The sequence below is a fragment of the Pseudomonas putida genome (assembly GCF_025905425.1).
GTDB lineage: Bacteria > Pseudomonadota > Gammaproteobacteria > Pseudomonadales > Pseudomonadaceae > Aquipseudomonas > Aquipseudomonas putida_AF.
Genome location: NZ_CP109603.1, coordinates 4,057,413 through 4,076,228 on the forward strand (window position 1 = coordinate 4,057,413; position 18,816 = coordinate 4,076,228).

Annotated in this window: 18 protein-coding genes; 8 read left to right on the forward strand and 10 right to left on the reverse strand. The window is 63.6% G+C overall.

The annotated features are described in order from the left end of the window. The 3 genes from dapE to OGV19_RS18105 are packed head-to-tail and all read left to right on the forward strand — an operon-like array spanning position 1 to position 2,359. Positions 1-1,152 (forward strand): succinyl-diaminopimelate desuccinylase, encoded by a 1,152-nt coding sequence (dapE, locus tag OGV19_RS18095; RefSeq protein WP_264310001.1) that lies wholly within the window; start codon positions 1-3, stop codon positions 1,150-1,152. After that, positions 1,152-1,964, forward strand: coding sequence for a putative RNA methyltransferase (locus OGV19_RS18100; RefSeq protein ID WP_264310002.1), 813 nt, complete (start codon positions 1,152-1,154; stop codon positions 1,962-1,964). Before dapE ends, OGV19_RS18100 begins: the two co-directional genes overlap by 1 nt. Before the next feature lie 17 nt (positions 1,965-1,981). After that, positions 1,982-2,359 carry a hypothetical protein gene (locus tag OGV19_RS18105; RefSeq protein WP_264310003.1) on the forward strand — a complete coding sequence of 126 codons (378 nt, stop codon included), beginning with the start codon at positions 1,982-1,984 and terminating at the stop codon, positions 2,357-2,359. Between the two features lie 69 nt (positions 2,360-2,428). On the opposite strand, the gene OGV19_RS18110 is transcribed toward OGV19_RS18105, so the two are convergent. Beyond that, positions 2,429-2,638, reverse strand: coding sequence for a cold-shock protein (locus tag OGV19_RS18110; RefSeq protein WP_027595776.1), 210 nt, complete (start codon positions 2,636-2,638; stop codon positions 2,429-2,431). Positions 2,639-2,870: 232 nt separating this feature from the next. On the opposite strand from OGV19_RS18110, the gene plsB reads away from it, so the two are divergent. The 3 genes from plsB to OGV19_RS18125 all read left to right on the forward strand — a co-directional run bounded on the left by plsB (position 2,871) and on the right by OGV19_RS18125 (position 6,555). After that, complete coding sequence (gene plsB, locus OGV19_RS18115) at positions 2,871-5,357, forward strand: glycerol-3-phosphate 1-O-acyltransferase PlsB (RefSeq protein WP_264310004.1); 2,487 nt, start codon at positions 2,871-2,873, stop codon at positions 5,355-5,357. 76 nt (positions 5,358-5,433) lie between these two features. Continuing rightward, complete coding sequence (locus OGV19_RS18120; RefSeq protein ID WP_264310005.1) at positions 5,434-5,832, forward strand: YbaY family lipoprotein; 399 nt, start codon at positions 5,434-5,436, stop codon at positions 5,830-5,832. 33 nt (positions 5,833-5,865) lie between these two features. Further along, positions 5,866-6,555: a DUF4197 domain-containing protein gene (locus tag OGV19_RS18125; RefSeq protein ID WP_264310006.1), complete on the forward strand. Its 690-nt coding sequence runs from the start codon at positions 5,866-5,868 to the stop codon at positions 6,553-6,555. A 139-nt stretch (positions 6,556-6,694) separates the two neighbouring features. Here OGV19_RS18125 and OGV19_RS18130 read toward each other — a convergent pair whose 3' ends face one another. The 3 genes from OGV19_RS18130 to OGV19_RS18140 all read right to left on the reverse strand — a co-directional run bounded on the left by OGV19_RS18130 (position 6,695) and on the right by OGV19_RS18140 (position 12,746). Then, positions 6,695-9,760, reverse strand: a complete 3,066-nt coding sequence (locus tag OGV19_RS18130) for an efflux RND transporter permease subunit (protein WP_264310007.1) — start codon at positions 9,758-9,760, stop codon at positions 6,695-6,697. 6 nt (positions 9,761-9,766) lie between these two features. Continuing rightward, complete coding sequence (locus OGV19_RS18135; protein WP_264310008.1) at positions 9,767-10,867, reverse strand: efflux RND transporter periplasmic adaptor subunit; 1,101 nt, start codon at positions 10,865-10,867, stop codon at positions 9,767-9,769. Between the two features lie 475 nt (positions 10,868-11,342). Further along, positions 11,343-12,746 (reverse strand): LLM class flavin-dependent oxidoreductase, encoded by a 1,404-nt coding sequence (locus OGV19_RS18140; protein WP_264310009.1) that lies wholly within the window; start codon positions 12,744-12,746, stop codon positions 11,343-11,345. A gap of 237 nt (positions 12,747-12,983) precedes the next feature. Here OGV19_RS18140 and OGV19_RS18145 point away from each other — a divergent pair, with 237 nt between their 5' ends. Further along, positions 12,984-13,625 carry a TetR/AcrR family transcriptional regulator gene (locus OGV19_RS18145; protein ID WP_319026086.1) on the forward strand — a complete coding sequence of 214 codons (642 nt, stop codon included), beginning with the start codon at positions 12,984-12,986 and terminating at the stop codon, positions 13,623-13,625. On the opposite strand, the gene OGV19_RS18150 is transcribed toward OGV19_RS18145, so the two are convergent. After that, positions 13,622-14,398 (reverse strand): class I SAM-dependent methyltransferase, encoded by a 777-nt coding sequence (locus tag OGV19_RS18150; RefSeq protein ID WP_264310011.1) that lies wholly within the window; start codon positions 14,396-14,398, stop codon positions 13,622-13,624. The two genes, OGV19_RS18145 and OGV19_RS18150, sit on opposite strands and share 4 nt — an antisense overlap. 103 nt (positions 14,399-14,501) lie before the next feature. Between OGV19_RS18150 and OGV19_RS18155 the strand changes: the two genes are divergently transcribed. Next, positions 14,502-15,122, forward strand: coding sequence for an energy transducer TonB (locus OGV19_RS18155; RefSeq protein ID WP_264310012.1), 621 nt, complete (start codon positions 14,502-14,504; stop codon positions 15,120-15,122). 67 nt (positions 15,123-15,189) lie between these two features. Here the strand turns inward: OGV19_RS18155 and OGV19_RS18160 are convergent, their stop codons facing one another. The 5 genes from OGV19_RS18160 to adk form a co-directional block, all read right to left on the reverse strand. Next, on the reverse strand, positions 15,190-16,020 hold the full coding sequence (locus OGV19_RS18160; protein WP_264310013.1) for an isocitrate lyase/PEP mutase family protein: 831 nt from the start codon (positions 16,018-16,020) through the stop codon (positions 15,190-15,192). 28 nt (positions 16,021-16,048) lie between these two features. Beyond that, complete coding sequence (locus OGV19_RS18165) at positions 16,049-16,918, reverse strand: DUF72 domain-containing protein (protein ID WP_264310014.1); 870 nt, start codon at positions 16,916-16,918, stop codon at positions 16,049-16,051. 3 nt (positions 16,919-16,921) lie between these two features. Continuing rightward, positions 16,922-17,218: a hypothetical protein gene (locus OGV19_RS18170; protein ID WP_264310015.1), complete on the reverse strand. Its 297-nt coding sequence runs from the start codon at positions 17,216-17,218 to the stop codon at positions 16,922-16,924. Positions 17,219-17,349: 131 nt separating this feature from the next. After that, the gene (tsaB, locus tag OGV19_RS18175) at positions 17,350-18,024 is read right to left on the reverse strand and encodes a tRNA (adenosine(37)-N6)-threonylcarbamoyltransferase complex dimerization subunit type 1 TsaB (protein ID WP_264310016.1); all 675 of its coding nucleotides are present in this window, start codon (positions 18,022-18,024) and stop codon (positions 17,350-17,352) included. Between the two features lie 85 nt (positions 18,025-18,109). Then, positions 18,110-18,760 carry an adenylate kinase gene (gene adk / locus OGV19_RS18180; protein ID WP_264310017.1) on the reverse strand — a complete coding sequence of 217 codons (651 nt, stop codon included), beginning with the start codon at positions 18,758-18,760 and terminating at the stop codon, positions 18,110-18,112. Between the last annotated feature and the right edge of the window lie 56 nt (positions 18,761-18,816).

An 18,816-nucleotide genomic window follows, 5' to 3' on the forward strand; every position in this document is an offset into this window, starting at 1 on the left:
ATGACGGCCCCTGCCGAGCTCTCGCCTACCCTTCAACTGGCCTGCGACCTGATCCGTCGCCCCTCGGTCACCCCCGTCGATGCCGACTGCCAGGCGCAGATGATGAACCGCCTGGGCGCCGTAGGTTTCCAGCTCGAACCCATGCGCATCGAGGACGTCGACAACTTCTGGGCCACCCATGGCCACCAGGACGGTCCGGTGCTGTGCTTCGCCGGCCACACCGACGTAGTGCCGACCGGCCCGGTGCAGCAGTGGCAACACGAGCCGTTTGAAGCACTGATCGATGCCGATGGCATGCTCTGCGGCCGTGGCGCTGCCGACATGAAAGGCAGCCTGGCGTCGATGGTGGTGGCCAGCGAGCGCTTCGTACGTGATTACCCTGATCACCGTGGCAAGGTCGCGTTCCTGATCACCAGCGACGAAGAAGGCCCGGCCCACCATGGCACCAAGGCTGTGGTAGAGCGCCTGAAAGCGCGCAACGAGCGCCTGGACTGGTGCATCGTCGGCGAGCCATCGAGCACTACTCTGCTCGGCGATGTGGTCAAGAACGGCCGCCGTGGCTCGCTGGGCGCCAAGCTGACCGTGCGTGGCAAGCAAGGCCATGTGGCCTACCCGCACCTGGCGCGCAACCCGATCCACCTGGCCGCCCCTGCTCTGGCAGAGCTGGCAGCCGAGCACTGGGACGAAGGCAACGCGTTCTTCCCACCGACCAGCTTCCAGATCTCCAACCTCAATTCCGGCACTGGCGCCACCAATGTGGTGCCCGGCGAGCTGACCGCGCTATTCAACTTCCGCTTCTCCACCGAGTCGACCGTCGAAGGCTTGCAGCAGCGGGTGGCGGCGATCCTCGACAAGCACCAGCTTGACTGGAGCGTTGACTGGGCGCTGTCCGGCTTGCCCTTCCTCACCGAGCCGGGCGAGTTGCTCGATGCCGTGGCGGCCAGCATCAAGGCGGTCACCGACCGTGATACACAGCCGTCCACCAGCGGCGGTACCTCGGACGGCCGTTTCATCGCCACCATGGGCACCCAGGTGGTTGAGCTCGGCCCGGTCAACGCCACCATTCACCAGGTCGATGAGCGGATCCTGGCCAGTGACCTCGACCTGCTGACCGAGATCTACTACCAGACCCTGGTCCGGTTGCTCGCCTGATGCTTGCCTGCCCCCTCTGCCAGGCAGCCCTGTCGCGGCTCGACAACGGCGTGGTGTGCCCTGCCGGCCACCGCTTCGACCGCGCCCGCCAGGGGTACCTGAACCTGCTGCCAGTGCAGCACAAGAACAGCCGTGACCCCGGTGACAATCAGGCCATGGTCGAGGCCCGACGCGACTTCCTCGACGCCGGCCACTACGCCCCGGTGGCCCGTCGCCTGGCCGAGCTGGCCGCCGAGCGCCAGCCTGGCGCCTGGCTGGACATCGGCTGCGGTGAAGGTTATTACACCGCGCAGCTCGCCCACGCCCTGCCCGACGCCGACGGCTACGCCCTGGACATCTCGCGCGAAGCGGTCAAACGCGCCTGTCGGCGTGATTCGTCGGTGACCTGGATGGTCGCCAGCATGGCCCGCGTCCCCCTGGCAGACGCCAGCTGCCAGTTCATCGCCAGCGTGTTCAGCCCGCTGGACTGGGACGAAGCCAAACGGCTGCTCAGCCCCGGCGGTGGCCTGATGCGGGTCGGCCCGACCAGCGGCCACCTGATGGAGCTGCGCGAAGTGCTCTACGATGAAGTGCGTCCGTACGCCGACGACAAGCACCTGGCCCTGGTGCCGGAAGGCATGGCCCATGTGCACAGCGAAACCCTCGAGTTCCGCCTGAGCCTGGTTGCGCCCAAGGCACGTGCCGACCTGCTGGCCATGACCCCACACGGCTGGCGCGCCAGCGCCGAAAAACGGGCACAGGTGATCGACCAGCCCGAGCCGTTCGAGGTCACGGTTTCCATGCGTTATGACTATTTCGTGCGCCAAGACTGAGTACACCCGGAGCCCTTATGCGCCAACCTGATATCGAGATTTACCTGAAGGACGCCGACGTCGACCACAAGCAGATTGCCGAGTGGCTCACCCAGGCCGTCGGCCCTTGCAGCGAATGGCAGCAGAAAGGCCAGACCTTCAAGTGCAAGGCCGGTAACATTCCAGTCACCTGGTTACCCAAGGCTGTAGGGAAATGGAACAGCCTTTATTTGGAAAGCGACCAGACGCCATGGGCTGATGACGTTGCCTGCGCCCGCGCCGCCCATGCCGCACTTGGCGTCGAAGTACGCTGCGCACCGGGTGGCTGGGTCGAGGAAGACGGTGAAGAAGATGCCGATCGCTGGATCCGCATCAGCGCCGACGGTGAAGAGGAAATCACCTGGCGCACCAGCTGAACGGGCTGGAAAGATCGCATCAGGCTGCAAGTGACACGGACTTGCAGCTTGAGGCTTACCACATGAGGCTCAGAGCCCTACTACGTCCTCGGCTTGCAGGCCTTTCTGGCCCTGCACGCAGGCGTACTCGACCTGCTGCCCTTCGACCAGGGTACGATGCCCCTCACCGCGGATCGCCCGATAGTGGACGAACACATCCGCACCACCTTCGCGCTGAATGAAGCCATAGCCCTTGGCATCGTTGAACCACTTTACATTCCCAGTCTCACGAGACGACATCTGAACTACTCCGGATTTTTATTGTGAAGATCGCCTTGTAGGCACGCAGTCATCACCACGTGCCGACGCCGCTTGCCGAAATATCCTGCAAGTGGCAGGCCGAGTATATGACACAGATTAAAAAAAATTGATGACGCTCCCGCTTTTTGCCGGTTTTTGCTGAACTTACGCACATACAGCAGACTAAATGGCTGGATACTCACCTGAAAATCATTCCCAGGGCACACACCTCATGACCCGTTCCCCCCTGCGCCGCCTGATCTTCGGCGCCCTGCGTCGCCTGTTGTACCTGTGGGTGCGCTCCGAGACCATCAACCAGTCGTCGCTGACGCTCAAGCTCGACCGCAGCCGCCCGGTGTTCTATGCCCTGCCCTCGCCCTCGTTGACCGACCTGGCGGTACTCGACCGCGAATGCACCAAAGCAGGGCTGCCACGCCCCGTGCTGCCGGTCGCTGTGGGCACCCTGCACGAGCCGGCCGGGTTCTTCTACCTGACACCCGACCCCGATTGGCTAGGCCGTCAGGACAAAAGCGGTGCCCCACCCACCCTAGAACGCCTGGTCGCGGCCGTGACCCAGCATGCCGAGGAAGATGCGCAGATCATCCCGGTGAGCGTGTTCTGGGGCCAGAGCCCGGCCAGTGAGTCCAGCCCGTGGAAGTTGCTGTTCGCCGACAGCTGGGCAGTCACCGGGCGCCTGCGCCGGCTACTGACCGTGCTGATTCTGGGGCGCAAGACCCGGGTACAGTTCTCCGCACCCATCCACCTGCGTGAACTCGTGCAGCACAACAAAGGCCATGAGCGCACCGTGCGCATGGCCCAGCGCCTGATGCGCGTGCACTTCCGTAACCTCAAGACGGCAGTGATCGGCCCGGACATCTCGCACCGACGCAACCTGGTCAAGGGCCTGGTGCATGCGCCACAAGTGCGCCAAGCCATCAGCGACGAGGCCGAGCGCGAGGGCATCCCACTGGCCAAGGCCGAGGCCCAAGCGCTGCGCTATGGCAATGAAATCGCCTCGGACTACACCTACACCGCGATCCGCTTCCTCGAAGTGGTACTGAGCTGGTTCTGGAACAAGATCTACGACGGCATCAAGGTCAACCACATCGAGCAGGTGCAAGGCATCGCCCCTGGCCACGAAGTGATCTACGTACCCTGCCACCGTAGCCATATCGATTACTTGCTGCTGTCGTACCTGCTGTTCCGCAATGGCCTCACCCCTCCACACGTGGCTGCCGGCATCAACCTCAACATGCCGGTGGTCGGCAGCCTGCTACGCCGGGGCGGGGCCTTTTTCATGCGCCGCACCTTCAAGGGCAACCCGCTCTATACCGCCGTGTTCAACGAATACCTGCACACGTTGTTCAGCAAAGGGTTCCCAGTGGAGTACTTCGTCGAAGGCGGCCGCTCGCGTACCGGGCGCATGCTGCAACCGCGCACCGGCATGCTGGCGATCACCTTGCGCAGCTTCTTGCGCTCATCACGCACGCCTATCGTCTTTGTGCCGGTGTACATCGGCTATGAGCGCGTACTCGAAGGCCGCACCTACCTGGGCGAATTGCGCGGCGCGAGCAAGAAGAAGGAATCGATCTTCGACATCTTCAAGGTCTTCAGTGCGCTCAAACAGCGGTTCGGCCAGGTCTACGTCAACTTCGGCGAGCCCATCCGCCTGGCCGGTTTCCTCGACGAACAGCAACCCGGCTGGCGTGAGCAAGAGCACGGCCCACAGTTCCGCCCGGCCTGGCTGAACGAAACCACCACACGTCTGGGCGAAACCGTGGCCCGTCGCCTCAATGAGGCCGCGGCGATCAACCCGGTCAACCTGGTGGCCCTGGCGCTGCTGTCCACCAGCCGCCACGCCCTCGACGAACGCGCCCTGAGCCGCGTACTGGACCTGTACCTGGCGCTGTTGCGCAAGGTGCCCTACTCGCCCCATACCACCTTGCCGGAAGGTGACGGCCTGGCGCTGATCGAGCATGTGAAAGGCATGAAGCTGCTGGCCGAACAGAAGGACGCCCTGGGCCGCATCCTTTATCTGGATGAAGCCGATGCAGTGCTGATGACCTATTACCGCAACAACGTCTTGCACATCTTCGCCCTGCCAGCCCTGCTGGCCAGCTTCTTCCTCAGCAGCTCACGCATGAGCCGCGAACTGCTGGGCCAGTATGTCAAGGCGCTGTACCCGTACTTGCAGACCGAGCTGTTCCTGCGCTGGACACCAGAACAGCTGGACGAGGTGATCGACCAGTGGCTCGCGGCACTGGTCGAACAAGGCTTGTTGCGCCAGGAAAACGATATGTACCTGCGCCCGGCTCCCAGCTCGCGCCCGTTCGTGTTGCTGACCTTGCTGGCCCGCAACATCACCCAGACCTTGCAGCGGTTCTACATGGCCACCTCGCTGCTGCTCAACAGCGGCCAACACACCTTGAGTGCCGAAGAACTGGAAGACCTCTGCGTGATGATGGCCCAGCGCCTGTCGATTCTGCATGGCCTGAATGCCCCGGAATTCTTCGACAAGGCCCTGTTCCGCCACTTCATCCAGACGTTGATCGAGCAAGGTGTGCTGCAAGCGGACGCGCAGGGCAAGCTGGGCTACCACGACAAACTTGCCGAGCTGGCCGAAGGCGTGGCCAAACGCGTGCTGTCGGCGGAACTGCGCCTGTCGATCCGCCAGGTGGCCTTGCACCGCGACGACTCCCTGGAAACTTCCACGCTCTGAGGCTTCATCTGCCGCGCAAATCCGCTAAAGTCCCTGGGGTTGGCCACAAGCCAGCGCCAAGGACTACGGAGAATCCATGAAAAAGCTCTTTATGCTGTGTTGTGCATCCCTGCTCGCAGCCTGCTCCAGCCACACCCCGTCGACCCAGGCTAGCCTGGATGGCGAAGTCTTCTACCTGCAGCGCATCGCCCTGCCCCCTGCCGCCACCCTGAGCGTGAGCTTGCAGGACGTGTCGCTGATGGACGCACCGGCAGTGCCCCTGGCCAGCCAGGCCGGCCCGATCAAAGGCAACGTGCCGCTGCCGTTCCACCTCACCTACGACCCAGCCCAGGTCAAGCCTGGCCACCGCTATGCGGTCAGCGCGCGTATCGAGCTGGACGGCAAACTGCTGTTCATCAACACCGAACACCACGGCGTGAAGCTCGACGGCAGCGACCCGCAGCCCGTGCGGATCAAAGTCGATCCGGTTCGCTGACACCCGTACATTTCTGTTCACAAGGAACGCTTCATGATCCGCTCCTCCCTGCGCTTCACCACCCTCTGCGCCGGCCTGCTGCTGTCGGCCAGCGCCCTGGCCCTGTCGCTGGGCGACCTGACCCAGAAGGACGCCACCGGTGGCCTGAAAGACGCCCTGACCCAAGGCGCGCAAATTGCCGTCAAGCAACTGAGCACCCCTGGCGGCTTCAACAACAACCCGGATGTGCGCATCGAACTGCCGGGCAACCTCGGCAAGGCCGCCAAGGCCATGAAGATGTTCGGCAAGGGTGATCAGGTCGACGCGCTGGAAACCAGCATGAACAAAGCCGCTGAGGCTGCCGTGCCACAAGCACAGGCAATCCTGGTCGATGCCGTCAAGAAGATGAGCGTGACCGATGCCAAGGGCATCCTCAGCGGTGGCGACGACTCGGCCACCCAGTACCTGAACAAGAGCAGCCGCGAACAGATCCGCGCCAAGTTCCTGCCCATCGTCAAGCAAGCCACCGACAAGGTGGGCCTGGCCCAGCAGTACAACAGCTTTGCCGGGCAGGCGGTGGCATTGGGCGTGGTCGACGCCAAAAGCGCCAGCATCGAAAACTACGTGACCGAGAAGGCGCTGGACGGCCTGTTCGAGATGATTGGCAAGCAGGAGCAGAGCATTCGCCAGAACCCGGCCGAGGCGGCTACCAGCTTGGCCAAGAAGGTATTTGGCGTGCTGTGATGGCCCCGGGGGCTGCTTTGCAGCCCATTCGCGGGGCAAGCACGCTCCCACAGATATCCCACTGTTCCTGAGAGCAGTGGGATATCTGTGGGAGCGGGCTTGTCCCGCGAATGGAGGGCAACGCCCTCCCCTGCGATCTTCAGTCTTTCCTGACCCTGAACCACGCCGCATACAACGCCGGCAAGAACAGCAGGGTCAACGCGGTCGCCACAATCAACCCGCCCATGATCGCCACCGCCATCGGTCCGTAGAACACACTGCGCGACAGCGGAATCATCGCCAGCACTGCCGCCAGCGCGGTCAGCACGATCGGGCGGAAACGCCGCACCGTGGCCTCGATGATCGCCTGCCAACGCTCCATCCCCGCCGCGATGTCCTGTTCGATCTGGTCCACCAGAATCACCGAGTTGCGCATGATCATCCCCGCCAGGGCAATGGTGCCGAGCATGGCGACGAAGCCGAACGGCTGGCGGAACACCAGCAGGAACAAGGTCACGCCAATCAGGCCCAGGGGCGCGGTCAGGAACACCATCACCGTGCGCGAGAAGCTGCGCAGCTGGATCATCAGCAAACTCAACACCACCACGATGAACAGCGGCATGCCGGCGTTCACCGATTTCTGCCCACGCTCGGAGTCCTCCACCGTGCCGCCTACCTCAAGCAGGTAACCATCCGGCAGTTTGGCCTTGATGGCCTGCAGCGTCGGTTCGATCTGGCGTACCAGCGTCGCGGGCTGCTCCTTGTCATAGATGTCAGCGCGCACGGTCACGGTTGGCAAGCGGTTGCGATGCCAGATGATGCCTTCCTCGAAGCCGTACTCCAGCGTCGCCACCTGCGAAAGCGCCACGCTCTGACCATTGTCGGTGGGCAACGCCAGGCTGCCGAGGTTAGCCAGCTCGCTGCGTTCCTTGTGGGTGCCGCGCAGCAGGATTTCGATCAATTCGTTGTCTTCGCGGTACTGGCTGACCGTGGTGCCGGTCAGCGAGCTCTGCAGGAAGGTCGACAACTGCGTGGTGCTCACCCCGAGGGCACGCGCACGGTCCTGGTCGATTTCCAGGAACACCGCCTTGCTTGGCTCTTCCCAGTCCAGGTGCACGTTCACCACATGCGGGTTTTCACGCACCTTGTCCGCCACTTCGCGGGCCAGGGCACGGGCTACCTCGATGTGCTCGCCGGTCACCCTGAACTGCACTGGGTAGCCCACCGGTGGGCCGTTCTCCAAGCGCGTGACACGGCCCCGCAAGTCGGGGAACTGCTGGTCCATGGTGTTGATCAGCCAACTGCGCAGGCGCTCACGGTCTTCCATCGACTTGGCCAGTACGACGAACTGGGCAAAGCTGGCGGCCGGCAGTTGCTGGTCCAGAGGCAGGTAGAAGCGCGGGGAACCGGTACCGACGTAGGCCACGTAATTGTCGATGCCCTCCTGCTGCTTGAGCAGGGCCTCAAGTTGCTTGACCCGTTCGGCGGTGTTGGCCAGCGATGCACCTTCGGCCAGTTTCAGGTCGACCATCAGCTCTGGGCGCCCGGAGGCCGGGAAGAACTGTTGCGGCACGAAACGGAACAGCAGAATGCTGCCGACAAACGCCGCGATGGTCAGCAGGATGACCGTCTTGCGTCGCCGTACGCACCACTCCACCACACGCCGCACGCGCTGGTAAAACGGCGTGGCATAGGGGTCTGGCGCGTGCCCGTCACTGCCATGGCGCGCTGCATGCAGCTTGGCCAGGTCCGGCAGCAGCCGCTCGCCCAGGTACGGCACGAACACCACCGCGGCAACCCATGAGGTCAGCAGCGCGATGGTCACCACCTGGAAGATCGAGCGGGTGTACTCGCCCGTACTGGAGGCCGCCGTGGCGATAGGCAGGAAGCCCGCCGCCGTGATCAGGGTGCCGGTGAGCATCGGGAAGGCCGTGCTGCTCCAGGCATAGCTCGCGGCCTTGAACCGGTCGTAGCCTTGCTCCATCTTGATCGCCATCATTTCCACGGCAATGATCGCGTCGTCCACCAGCAAGCCCAGCGCCAGTACCAGGGCACCGAGCGAGATCTTGTGCAAACCGATGCCGAAGTAGTGCATGGCGGCAAAGGTCATGGCCAATACCAGCGGGATGGCCAACGCCACGACCAACCCGGTGCGCAGGCCCAGGGAGAAGAAGCTCACCAGCAGCACGATGATCAACGCCTCGACCAGCACCTGGACGAACTCGCCAACGCCAGCCTTGACCGCCGCAGGCTGGTCCGAGACCTTGCGCAGTTCCATACCGGCCGGCAGGTTGTGCGCCAGGCGCTCGAACTCGCCCTCCAAGGCCTTACCCAGCACCAGGATATCGCCGCCGTCCTTCATCGAGACCGCCAGGCCGATGGCGTCCTCACCCATGAAGCGCATGCGCGGTGCGGGTGGGTCGTTGAAGCCCCGGTGCACCTCGGCCACGTCACCAATACGGAAGGTGCGATCGCCTACCCGAATCGGGAACTGGCGGATCTGCTCGACACTGTCGAAGCGCCCGCTCACCCGCAGTTGCAGGCGCTCGCTGGGCGTCTCGAAGAAGCCGGCGGTGCTCACCGCGTTCTGCTCTTGCAGCGCCTGCTGGACGGCCTCCAGTGGCACGCCAAGGGTCGCCAGCTTGAGGTTGGACAGCTCGATCCAGATTTTCTCGTCCTGCAGCCCAACCAGCTCGACCTTGCCGACGTCCTTGACCCGTTGCAGCTGGATCTGGATGCGGTCGGCGTAGTCCTTGAGCACCGCATAGTCGAAGCCCGCGCCGGTCAGCGCATAGATATTGCCGAACGTAGTGCCGAATTCGTCATTGAAGAACGGGCCCTGGATTTCCGGTGGCAGCGTGTGGCGGATGTCCGCGACTTTCTTGCGAATCTGATACCACAGCTCGGGGATATCCTTGGAATGTAGCGAATCGCGGGCCATGAAGGTCACCTGCGACTCGCCTGGGCGGGAGAACGAGACGATCTTCTCGTACTCGCCGGTTTCCATCAGCTTCTTCTCGATGCGTTCGGTGACCTGGCGCGACACTTCCTCGGCCGTGGCGCCGGGCCATACGGTGCGAACGACCATGGCCTTGAAGGTAAACGGCGGGTCCTCGCTCTGGCCCAGCTTGGTGTAGGACATGGCGCCAATGGCAGCCAGCAGGATCATCAGGAACAGTACGATCTGGCGATTGCGCAGCGCCCAGGCGGAAAGGTTGAAACCCATCGGGACTTACTCCTTGGCCGTCAGGTTCACTACACGGTTGGTGCGGTCCACGGGGCGCACCGCCTGCCCCTCGCGCAGCACATGGCCACCGGCGGCGACCACCCAGTCGCCGGGTTTCAAGCCTTCGAGCACTGGGACGCTGTCGGTGCCATAAGGCCCCAGGCGTACCACCGTGCGCTCCAGGCGGCTGTCCTGGTTGACCCGCCAGACATAGGCCTGGCCGTTTTCTGCAGTGACCGCAGACAGCGGCACAGCCAGGGGGATCAGCCCCTCATGGGCGATGAAAATGCGTGCGCTCTGGCCCAGTTCGGCCGGCGCCTTGGCCGAGGTGAACGCGATGCGCGCCGCGAAGGTGCGCGAACGTGGGTCGGCAGCGGGCGAGAGTTCACGGATGCGCCCGTCGAAGCGCTCGCCAGGGTGCGACCACAGCTCCACGCTGACGGCCTGGCCCACGGCGAAACGGGCGAATTGCTGCTCCGGCAGGCCGATGACCACCTCACGCTCGCCATCTGCGGCCAGGGTGAACACGGTTTGCCCGGTGGCGACGACCTGGCCGACTTCGACCTGGCGCTTGGCGATCACCCCAGCCTGCGGTGCACGCAGTACCGCGTACTCGGCCTGGTTGCCGGCCACATCGAACTCGGCCTTGGCTTGCTTCAGGCGGGCCATGCCGGCGCGGTAAAGGTTCTCGGCATTATCGTACTGGGAGTGGCTGACCATCTGCCGGTCCAGCAGCTTCTGGTAGCGATCACGCTCGGCGCGCACCAGCGAAAGATTGGCTTCGGCGGCGGCCAGTTGGGCGCGATTGGCTTCCAGTTGCAAGCGCACATCCTGTGGGTCCAGCTCGGCCAGCGGCTGCCCGGCCTTGACCCGCTGCCCTTCTTCGACCAGGCGCTTGCTGACCTTGCCAGCAATGCGGAAGGCCAGCTCCGGCTCGAAGCGCGCACGCACTTCGCCGGGGTAACTGTCGGCTGCCGCTTCGGCCGGCTGCGGCTGAATCACCAGTGCCGGGCGCGGCGCGGCAGGGGCTGCGGCTTCCTGGCCGCACGCCGCCAGGAACACGGCGAGAGCAGCAGGCAGAGCGATGGACAAGGCATGGCGCAACATGATGAATCCTTTCGCGAAGAGCACGTCGAATATTTATACTGACGGGTATATTAAATCAGGGATTCGGTGCCGGGAAGGGTGTGCGGTGGTTTTTCCAGGGTAGGGTTCGAGGCTTGTTGCGCCTTTCAGATCGAGCGCCGCCCGCGCGGCGCATCGCGAGCAAGTCGGGGCGCCGGACCGTCGTTCCGACATTTGTTTCGGGCCAATTATTCCTGGGGCATGGGCGCGCGGTCCCTTGGCACCCGCCTCAATATCGCGTCGGGCCAACAAGGCGGTCGCGCGCCGCCTTCACAGGCGTAACTGGCCCGAAACAAATGTAGAGACTCGGTGGGAGCGGGCTTGGCCCGCGAACACCGGCGAAGCCGGTGCCATGCACCGCGTGGCCTCATTCGCGGGGCAAGTCGGACCGCCGCATCGCCGCTCCCACAATGACCACTGCTCTCTGCGTAACAGTGCAACCTAGGGTACTGTTTGCTCAGGCCGGTTCGCTGATGCTGGCCTGTTCGGCCAGGCGGCTCAGGTCGCGATAACCGGCAGCCGGGTGACTGGCAGGCAGGCGCGGGCCATCGCCGAACAGTTTTTCGCGCAGCGTACCCGGGCGGTATTCGGTCTTGTAGGCGCCTCGCTGCTGCAGCTCGGGCACCAGCAGGTCGACCACGTCGCGGAAGGTCTCGTGGGCCAGGGCATACGCCAGGTTGAACCCATCGACGTCGGTTTCCTCGACCCAGGCTTGCAACGCGTCGGCGACCGTTTGCGCACTGCCGACGATCAACGGGCCGAAGCCACCGATGCCCACCCAGTCGGCCAGTTCCTGCACCGTCCACTGCTTGTTCGGGTCGGCGGTGGAGAACGTTTCAACCGCCGACTGGATGGCGTTGGTATGGATATGCTTGAGCACCTGGTCGGGCTGGTACTGGCTGAAGTCGATGCCGGTCCAGCCGGAGATCAGTGCCAGCGCGCCTTCGTAACTGGTGTACGACTTGAGCTCCTGCCACTTGGCCTGCGCCTTGGCATCGGTTTCGTCTACGATTACCGTCTGCAAGTTGAAGATCAGCACCTTGCGCGGGTCGCGCCCCGCCTCAGCCGCGCGACGGCGGATGTCGGCCACGGTCTTTTTCAAGGTCACCTTGGAAGGCGCGGCGACAAACACGCACTCGGCATGACCGGCGGCAAAACCCTTGCCACGGCTCGATGCGCCGGCCTGGTAGAGCACCGGTGTACGCTGGGGCGATGGCTCGCAGAGGTGGATACCAGGGACCTGAAAATGCTTGCCGTGGTGGCGGATCTCGTGGACTTTGCGCGGGTCGCTGAACACACCGCGCTCACGGTCGCGCAGCACGGCGTCGTCCTCCCAGCTGCCTTCAAACAGCTTGTACAGCACTTGCAGGTATTCGTCGGCGTAGTCGTAGCGCGCATCGTGGTCGCTCAGTGCCTTCTGCCCCAGGTTGCGGGCGCCGCTGTCGAGGTAGGAGGTGACGATGTTCCAACCGATGCGGCCCTTGGTGAGGTGGTCCAACGTCGAAAGACGGCGAGCGAAGGGGTAAGGGTGCTCGAAAGTCAGCGAGGCGGTCAGGCCAAACCCGAGGTGCTCGGTAACCAGCGCCATTGGCGTGATCAGCGCCAGCGGATCGTTGACCGGTACCTGGGCGGCCTGGCGAATGGCCGCGTCGCCATTGCCGCCAAGCACATCGTAGATGCCGATGACATCGGCAATGAAGATACCGTCGAACTTGCCGCGCTCCAGCAGCTTTGCAAGGTCGGTCCAGTAGTCCAGGTCCTTGTACTCCCACGCACGGTCCTTGGGGTGTCGCCAAAGGCCGGGAGACTGGTGGCCGACACAGTTCATCTCGAAGGCGTTGAAACGGATTTCGCGTGGCATGGTCACTCCTGTTCGATAGGCTTGGCACCTGTCCGGCGCCCTTGAGGGGCTATCAACACAATTCATGCCAATAAAATATTTGTTTAATTTCAATGATTTAGGGCGAACATAAGCGGATCGTGTGGCCGTATGACGACATCACTGCTGATCAACTGTCCAGTGACAGACAGCACGTATTGCATGGAGGCTTTCGCCCCAACGCGTCCGACCCGCTAAGATGAGCGACTCTTCAACCAGATACAGACTCCAATGCACAACGACGCACCCATCGGACCAGGTCGCCCCAAGGACCTGGCCAAGCGCGAGGCGATCCTCGAAGCGGCCAAGACGCTGTTCCTCAGCCTTGGCTACGCCAACACCAGCATGGATGCGGTCGCTGCGGCGGCAGGTGTTTCAAAACTTACGGTCTACAGCCACTTCAACGACAAGCAGACGCTGTTCGGCTCGGCGGTCATGGCGACCTGCCAGGGCCAACTGCCGGACCTGTTGTTCGAGTACCCCGAGGGTGCTGCGCTGGAGGATGTGCTGCTGACCATCGCCCGCGGCTTCCAGGCGCTGATCAGCAGCGACGAGTCAGTCAAGCTGAGCCGGCTGATCTTCGCGCTTGGCAGCCAGGACCCAGGGTTTGGCGAGTACTTCTACGAAGCCGGGCCCAAGCGCGTGCTGGCGGGGATGGAAGCGCTGCTGCGCGGGGTGGATCAGCGCGGATTGCTACACATCGACAACCCGTTGCGCGCCGCGGAGCACTTCTTCTGCCTGGTCAAGGGCGCGCCGGATTACCGGTTGCTGCTGGGGTGCGCCGGGCCGCTGGAAGGGGATGAGGCCGAGGCGCATGTGCGTGAGGTAGTGGGGGTGTTCATGCGGGCGTTCCGGCCTTAGGCCTTCAGCGTTTTCTTCGGATAAATGTCATACCGGCTCGACTTGCCTTCCAGGCTGTGGCTCGGCTTCGGCCCGTCGATGATCGGCGCCTTGCGCGGCCGCTTCACCACTACCCGGTGGCTGGCCAGCGCCAGGGCGGCTTCGAGCAACGCCGGGGCATCCAGGTCATCACCGACCAATGGCCGGAATACGCGCATCTCCTTCTTCACCAGTGCGCTTTTGTCCCTGTGCGGGAACATCGGGTCGAGGTAGATCACCTGCGGCGGCTCCCCTTCCCAGGTGCGCATGCGCTCGATGGCATTGCCGGTCAGCAGGCGCATGCGCCCGACGATCGGGCCCACCTCTTCATCCGCACGGCCCCGCGCCAGGCCGTCTTCCAACAACGCAGCAATCAGCGGCTGGCGCTCGATCAGGGTCATCTGGCAGCCCAGGCTGGCCAGCACGAAGGCATCCTTGCCAAGCCCCGCAGTCGCGTCGAGCACTTGCGGCCGAACACCTTGGGCAATACCGACCGCCTTGGCGATCATCTGCCCGTTGCCACCGCCAAACTGGCGCCGGTGCGCGGCCTGGCCTTCGACGAAGTCGACACGCACCGGCCCAGGTGCCTGTGGGCCCAACTGCTGGACCTGCAAGCCTTCAGCGCCCACCTGCACGGCAAAGCCGGCGGCATCGTCCTGCAGCGGCAGGCCCAGGCGCTCGGCCCACGCCGTGGCTTTTTCCGCATACTCAGCCGACATCGCTTCGACCCTGATACCTGCGCCTTGCTCTTCCATCGTCCACACCTAAAAAATCAAACCAAGCCTTAATGAATCGGCAACCACGGCCGATACAGGCAATATCCCGCTATTCTGCCAGAGCACAACGCGCGCGACTGCCATGACAGATACTCTTCCCATCGGTTTGACCTACCTGTCGCCTGTCGGCCACTACGGTCAACAGAATACCCAGACACTCGGGGGCGTCAGCCACCTGTGGCAGGATTTCTTTGCCCGCGCCATGGCCGAGCAGCAGGAAGAGCCCGCAGACACTATCAGCCAGTCGTTCGTCCAGTACGATCAGGACAGCGGCGAGCCAATTGGGGGTGCCAGAGCGCTGGCGCTGATCGATGCCCAGCGTGCCTGCAAAGTGCAGGACACCGAAGTCGCACCGCCCGAGCCGTTGTTCCTGCCCAAGGCCGAGCTGGAAGCGCATTTGCTGGAGCCCGCCGCCGAACCGTTCAGCGCCATCGAACTGATCGAACAACAGCGCGACCTGGACCTGAGCAACAGCTGGTTGCGCCCGGTGGTCATGAGCCAGGGCCACCCGCTTGCCGAGCCTGGTCCAGGCCCCTCCCCGCGCCCGCTGTTCCTGCCTATCGCCGAGTTCGAGAGCAACCTGCTGGACCCGGCCCCCGAACCCTTCGACGAAACCACCCTGGCCAAGCAGCAAAACGACCTGGAGTTCGACATCCACTGGGCGCGCCCGGTGGTGCTGAACAACGTTCGCGCGTACGCGTGAAGCTGCAGGGGCTCAGCGGCAGATCTGCCAGGCCCAGTAGCAGCGCCAGCAAGGCACGCACGGCGAATCAGCGGCGGAACAGGTCGTTGAGCTGAGCGAAGGGCAGCGCCTGTTCGCCATAGCCGAACGTGCCCTCATCGCGAATCTCCAGCGCGGCCCGATGGAAGGCCCCCAGTGCCGCACGGGCCAGCGACGAGCCGACGCTGATGCGCCGAACACCCAGGTCTTGCAACTGATTGACGCTCAGCGTCACGCCTGCCAACCCCATCAGCACGTTAACCGGTTTGGGTGCCACCGCCTGCACCACCGCGCGGATTTCTTCGACGGTGCGCAGCCCAGGCGCGTAGAGCACATCAGCACCCGCCTCGGCATAGGCTTGCAGGCGCAGGATGGTGTCGTCCAGGTCCAGGCGCCCATGCAGCAGGTTTTCTGCACGGGCGCAGAGGGTGAACGGAAAGGGCAGGCTGCGCGCAGCCTGAACCGCCGCGCGAACGCGCTCGACCGCCAGGCCGTGGTCGTAGATAGGCGCGTCGTTGCGCCCGGTGGCGTCCTCGATAGAGCCCCCCACAAGACCCGCCTCGGCGGCCCGCAGGATGGTCTGTGCACAGTCTTCAGGCAGGTCGCCAAAGCCGTTCTCAAGGTCGGCGGCAACCGGCAGGGCCGTGGCATCGACGATTGCCCCGGCGTTATCCAGGGTTTCGTCCAGGCTCAAGGCACCTTCGGCATCCGGCCGGCCCAAGCAGAACGCCAGGCCCGCGCTGGTCGTGGCCAGCGCCTCGAAGCCCAGGCTGGCCAGCAGCTTGGCAGAACCGGCATCCCACGGATTGGGGATGACGAAGGCGCTATCGCGCTCGTGCAGGGCCTTGAAGGCTTCGGCTCGCAGGGTTTGCACATCCATGGTCTCAACCTCAGGCAGTCAGGAGTGGTCAGAGTAGTCCCAGTTGTTCGACCTCGGGGGCGCGTGGCAATTCCGGTAACGGTGCAAGGCCAGGCAGGCGCTGCATCAGACGCTGGTGAAAACGCTGGGCCAAAGCCGCGGCCAAACGGTTATCCGAGGTGTGCAGAAAGATGTAGGGGCTGCGGCCTTCTTCGATCCAGCTGGCCACCTTGGCTACCCAGGGCGTCAGAAAGGCTTCGTTGGCTTCAAGTTGCGGGTGGCCGATGAAACGAACCTGCGGATGCTGGCTGAACGCGGCCGGGCGCGGCGGCACCTTGGGTTTCTTGGCCTGGGCATGCAGCACGGCGGGTTCGCGCGATGTGCAACTGAACAAGGCCCGTGGGTCGAGGCAGATGCGCTCGACACCCCGTTCGAGCAGTAGCCGATTCAGCAGCCGCTCCTCCTCTGCCCGCGCAAAAAAGGCGTCGTTACGCACTTCAACGGCCACAGGTACGCGTATTTCATCCAGGAAGTGGCTGAGTTCTGCCAAACGCGAAGGCCCGAACACGGCAGGCAGTTGCAACCAGTAGGGCGATACCCGCTCACCCAGCGGCGCCATCAAACGGGTGAAGGTGATCGCCGCGTCCAGTTGATCGCGCAGGTCCGCTGCGTGGCTGACCTCGCGGGGGAACTTGGCGGTGAAACGAAAGTGCGCCGGCATGGCCTGTGCCCAGCGCGCCACGGTGGCGGGGGCTGGGCTGGCGTAGAAGGTGGTGTTGCCCTCGACCGCGTTGAACACCTGGCTGTAGAGGCCCAGGTATTCACTGGCTCGGGCATCGGCGGGGTACAGGTAATCGCGCCAGGCGTTTTCGCTCCACGACGGACAACCCAGAAAATAAGGCAGAGGTGAGGGATTCATCCCTCAAATGTACAGGTCGAGCCCCAGTACTTCCATGTCCCAATCGTTGAAACCGGCTGTGCTCAGGTAGCTGGCCAGTGCGGTTGCAGTGCGCCGGTCACGGGCGCGAGGGAAGATCATGTCTTGCTGACGGGCTGGCAGGCCACCGCTGCGACGGCGAATGGCGGCCTCATGGGCAACTTCGCCTTGCTCGACGTTTTCGATAACGTCGGCATCTTCGATTGCCTCGTCGCGCACCGCCGCTTTGCGCGGTGTGCGCTTGACCGGATAGGACTGCGATGAGAAACCGTCGATACGCATGGCGTGAACACTCAGGACCAATGATGGCAATTTAGCAGCATCAGAGTTCCGTCGCTAATGCTCGAGTGATAACTGGACCACAGTTCGCGCGAAAGGTTTTATCGTCAGTGGCGATAACCGACGAACAACACTCAGCGCTTCTTGGGTGTGGCGACATTATCGCGCAAGTACACCGGTTGCGCCTGCTCGGCGCTGATTGCCTCGCCGCGCGCCCAGGCAAAGCGGGCCAGGCTGAGGATGTCCAGAGCATTGGGCAAGGCCGCGGCATTGCTGGCAGCGACCTGCACTGCCAGGCGCTCGGCGTACCCCCAGCCGGTGCCTGCACCGAACCACTCGCCCGTGCTGGCGTCGGGCAGCGCCACGCGCTCGGGCGGCAGTACCGCTTCCTGGCCGATCAGGCGCATTTCGCCGGCGGTTGCCTGGTAGCAGCCCCAGTACACCTCATCCATGCGCGCATCGATGGCGGCAGCCACCTGCTGCACGCCCTGTTCACGAAATGCCCCTTGCGCCAACGCGGCCAGGTTGGATACCGGCAGTACCGGGCGCTCAAGCGCGAACGCCAGGCCCTGAACCACACCGATGGCGATCCGCACACCTGTGAAGGCGCCTGGGCCACGGCCAAATGCGATGGCATCCAGTGCATTCAAACCTACGCCCGAATCAGCCAGCAGTTGCTTGATCATCGGCAGCAGCTTTTGCGCATGCTGACGCGGGATCACCTCGTAATGGCTGGTTACCTTGCCGTCATGCAACAGGGCGACGGAACAGGCTTCGGTGGCGGTATCCAGGGCCAGCAGGGTGGTCATCGAACGGGTTTCCAGGTGCAGGGAAAAGAGCGCCAGTATAAACGACAACGGCCCGCAAGCGGGCCGTTGTGATGCAAGGCGTGGATCAGCTCAGGGCTGCCAGCACCTTGGCAGTGATGGCGTCGACCGAGCCGACACCTTCGATGTGGCTGTACTTGGGCTTGCCAGCATTGGCAGCCGACAGCGTCTGGTAGAACTCGACCAGCGGTTTGGTCTGGGTGTGGTAGACCGACAGGCGATGACGCACGGTTTCTTCCTTGTCGTCGTCGCGCTGGATCAGGTCTTCGCCCGTCACATCGTCCTTGCCTTCCACTTTCGGCGGGTTGTACTGAATGTGGTAGGTGCGGCCCGAGGCCAGGTGCACGCGGCGACCGGCCATACGGCCGACGATTTCTTCATCGTCAACAGCGATTTCGACCACGGCATCAATGTCGACACCGGCGGCGACCATCGCTTCGGCCTGCGGAATCGTGCGTGGGAAACCGTCGAACAGGCAGCCGTTGGCGCAATCCGGCTGGGCGATGCGCTCCTTGACCAGGCTGATGATCAGCTCGTCGGAGACCAGCTGGCCAGCATCCATGACTTTCTTCAGCTCCAGGCCCAGGGGGGTGCCGGCCTTGACGGCAGCACGCAGCATGTCACCGGTGGAGATCTGGGGAATACCGAACTTTTCGGTGATGAACTTTGCCTGAGTACCTTTACCGGCCCCGGGAGCTCCCAGCAGAATTACGCGCATCTCGTGCTCCTCAAATTTTTTTATGAAATTCAATGGATTCGGCAAACAGGGCCAAG

Bases quoted from the DNA above. Each gene is read 5' to 3' on its own strand.
- dapE (WP_264310001.1), top strand. From the start codon at position 1: ATGACGGCCCCTGCCGAGCTCTCGCCTACCCTTCAACTGGCCTGCGAC.
- OGV19_RS18100 (WP_264310002.1), top strand. From the start codon at position 1,152: ATGCTTGCCTGCCCCCTCTGCCAGGCAGCCCTGTCGCGGCTCGACAAC.
- OGV19_RS18105 (WP_264310003.1), top strand. From the start codon at position 1,982: ATGCGCCAACCTGATATCGAGATTTACCTGAAGGACGCCGACGTCGAC.
- OGV19_RS18110 (WP_027595776.1), bottom strand. From the start codon at position 2,638: ATGTCGTCTCGTGAGACTGGGAATGTAAAGTGGTTCAACGATGCCAAG.
- plsB (WP_264310004.1), top strand. From the start codon at position 2,871: ATGACCCGTTCCCCCCTGCGCCGCCTGATCTTCGGCGCCCTGCGTCGC.
- OGV19_RS18120 (WP_264310005.1), top strand. From the start codon at position 5,434: ATGAAAAAGCTCTTTATGCTGTGTTGTGCATCCCTGCTCGCAGCCTGC.
- OGV19_RS18125 (WP_264310006.1), top strand. From the start codon at position 5,866: ATGATCCGCTCCTCCCTGCGCTTCACCACCCTCTGCGCCGGCCTGCTG.
- OGV19_RS18130 (WP_264310007.1), bottom strand. From the start codon at position 9,760: ATGGGTTTCAACCTTTCCGCCTGGGCGCTGCGCAATCGCCAGATCGTA.
- OGV19_RS18135 (WP_264310008.1), bottom strand. From the start codon at position 10,867: ATGTTGCGCCATGCCTTGTCCATCGCTCTGCCTGCTGCTCTCGCCGTG.
- OGV19_RS18140 (WP_264310009.1), bottom strand. From the start codon at position 12,746: ATGCCACGCGAAATCCGTTTCAACGCCTTCGAGATGAACTGTGTCGGC.
- OGV19_RS18150 (WP_264310011.1), bottom strand. From the start codon at position 14,398: ATGGAAGAGCAAGGCGCAGGTATCAGGGTCGAAGCGATGTCGGCTGAG.
- OGV19_RS18155 (WP_264310012.1), top strand. From the start codon at position 14,502: ATGACAGATACTCTTCCCATCGGTTTGACCTACCTGTCGCCTGTCGGC.
- OGV19_RS18160 (WP_264310013.1), bottom strand. From the start codon at position 16,020: ATGGATGTGCAAACCCTGCGAGCCGAAGCCTTCAAGGCCCTGCACGAG.
- OGV19_RS18165 (WP_264310014.1), bottom strand. From the start codon at position 16,918: ATGAATCCCTCACCTCTGCCTTATTTTCTGGGTTGTCCGTCGTGGAGC.
- OGV19_RS18170 (WP_264310015.1), bottom strand. From the start codon at position 17,218: ATGCGTATCGACGGTTTCTCATCGCAGTCCTATCCGGTCAAGCGCACA.
- tsaB (WP_264310016.1), bottom strand. From the start codon at position 18,024: ATGACCACCCTGCTGGCCCTGGATACCGCCACCGAAGCCTGTTCCGTC.
- adk (WP_264310017.1), bottom strand. From the start codon at position 18,760: ATGCGCGTAATTCTGCTGGGAGCTCCCGGGGCCGGTAAAGGTACTCAG.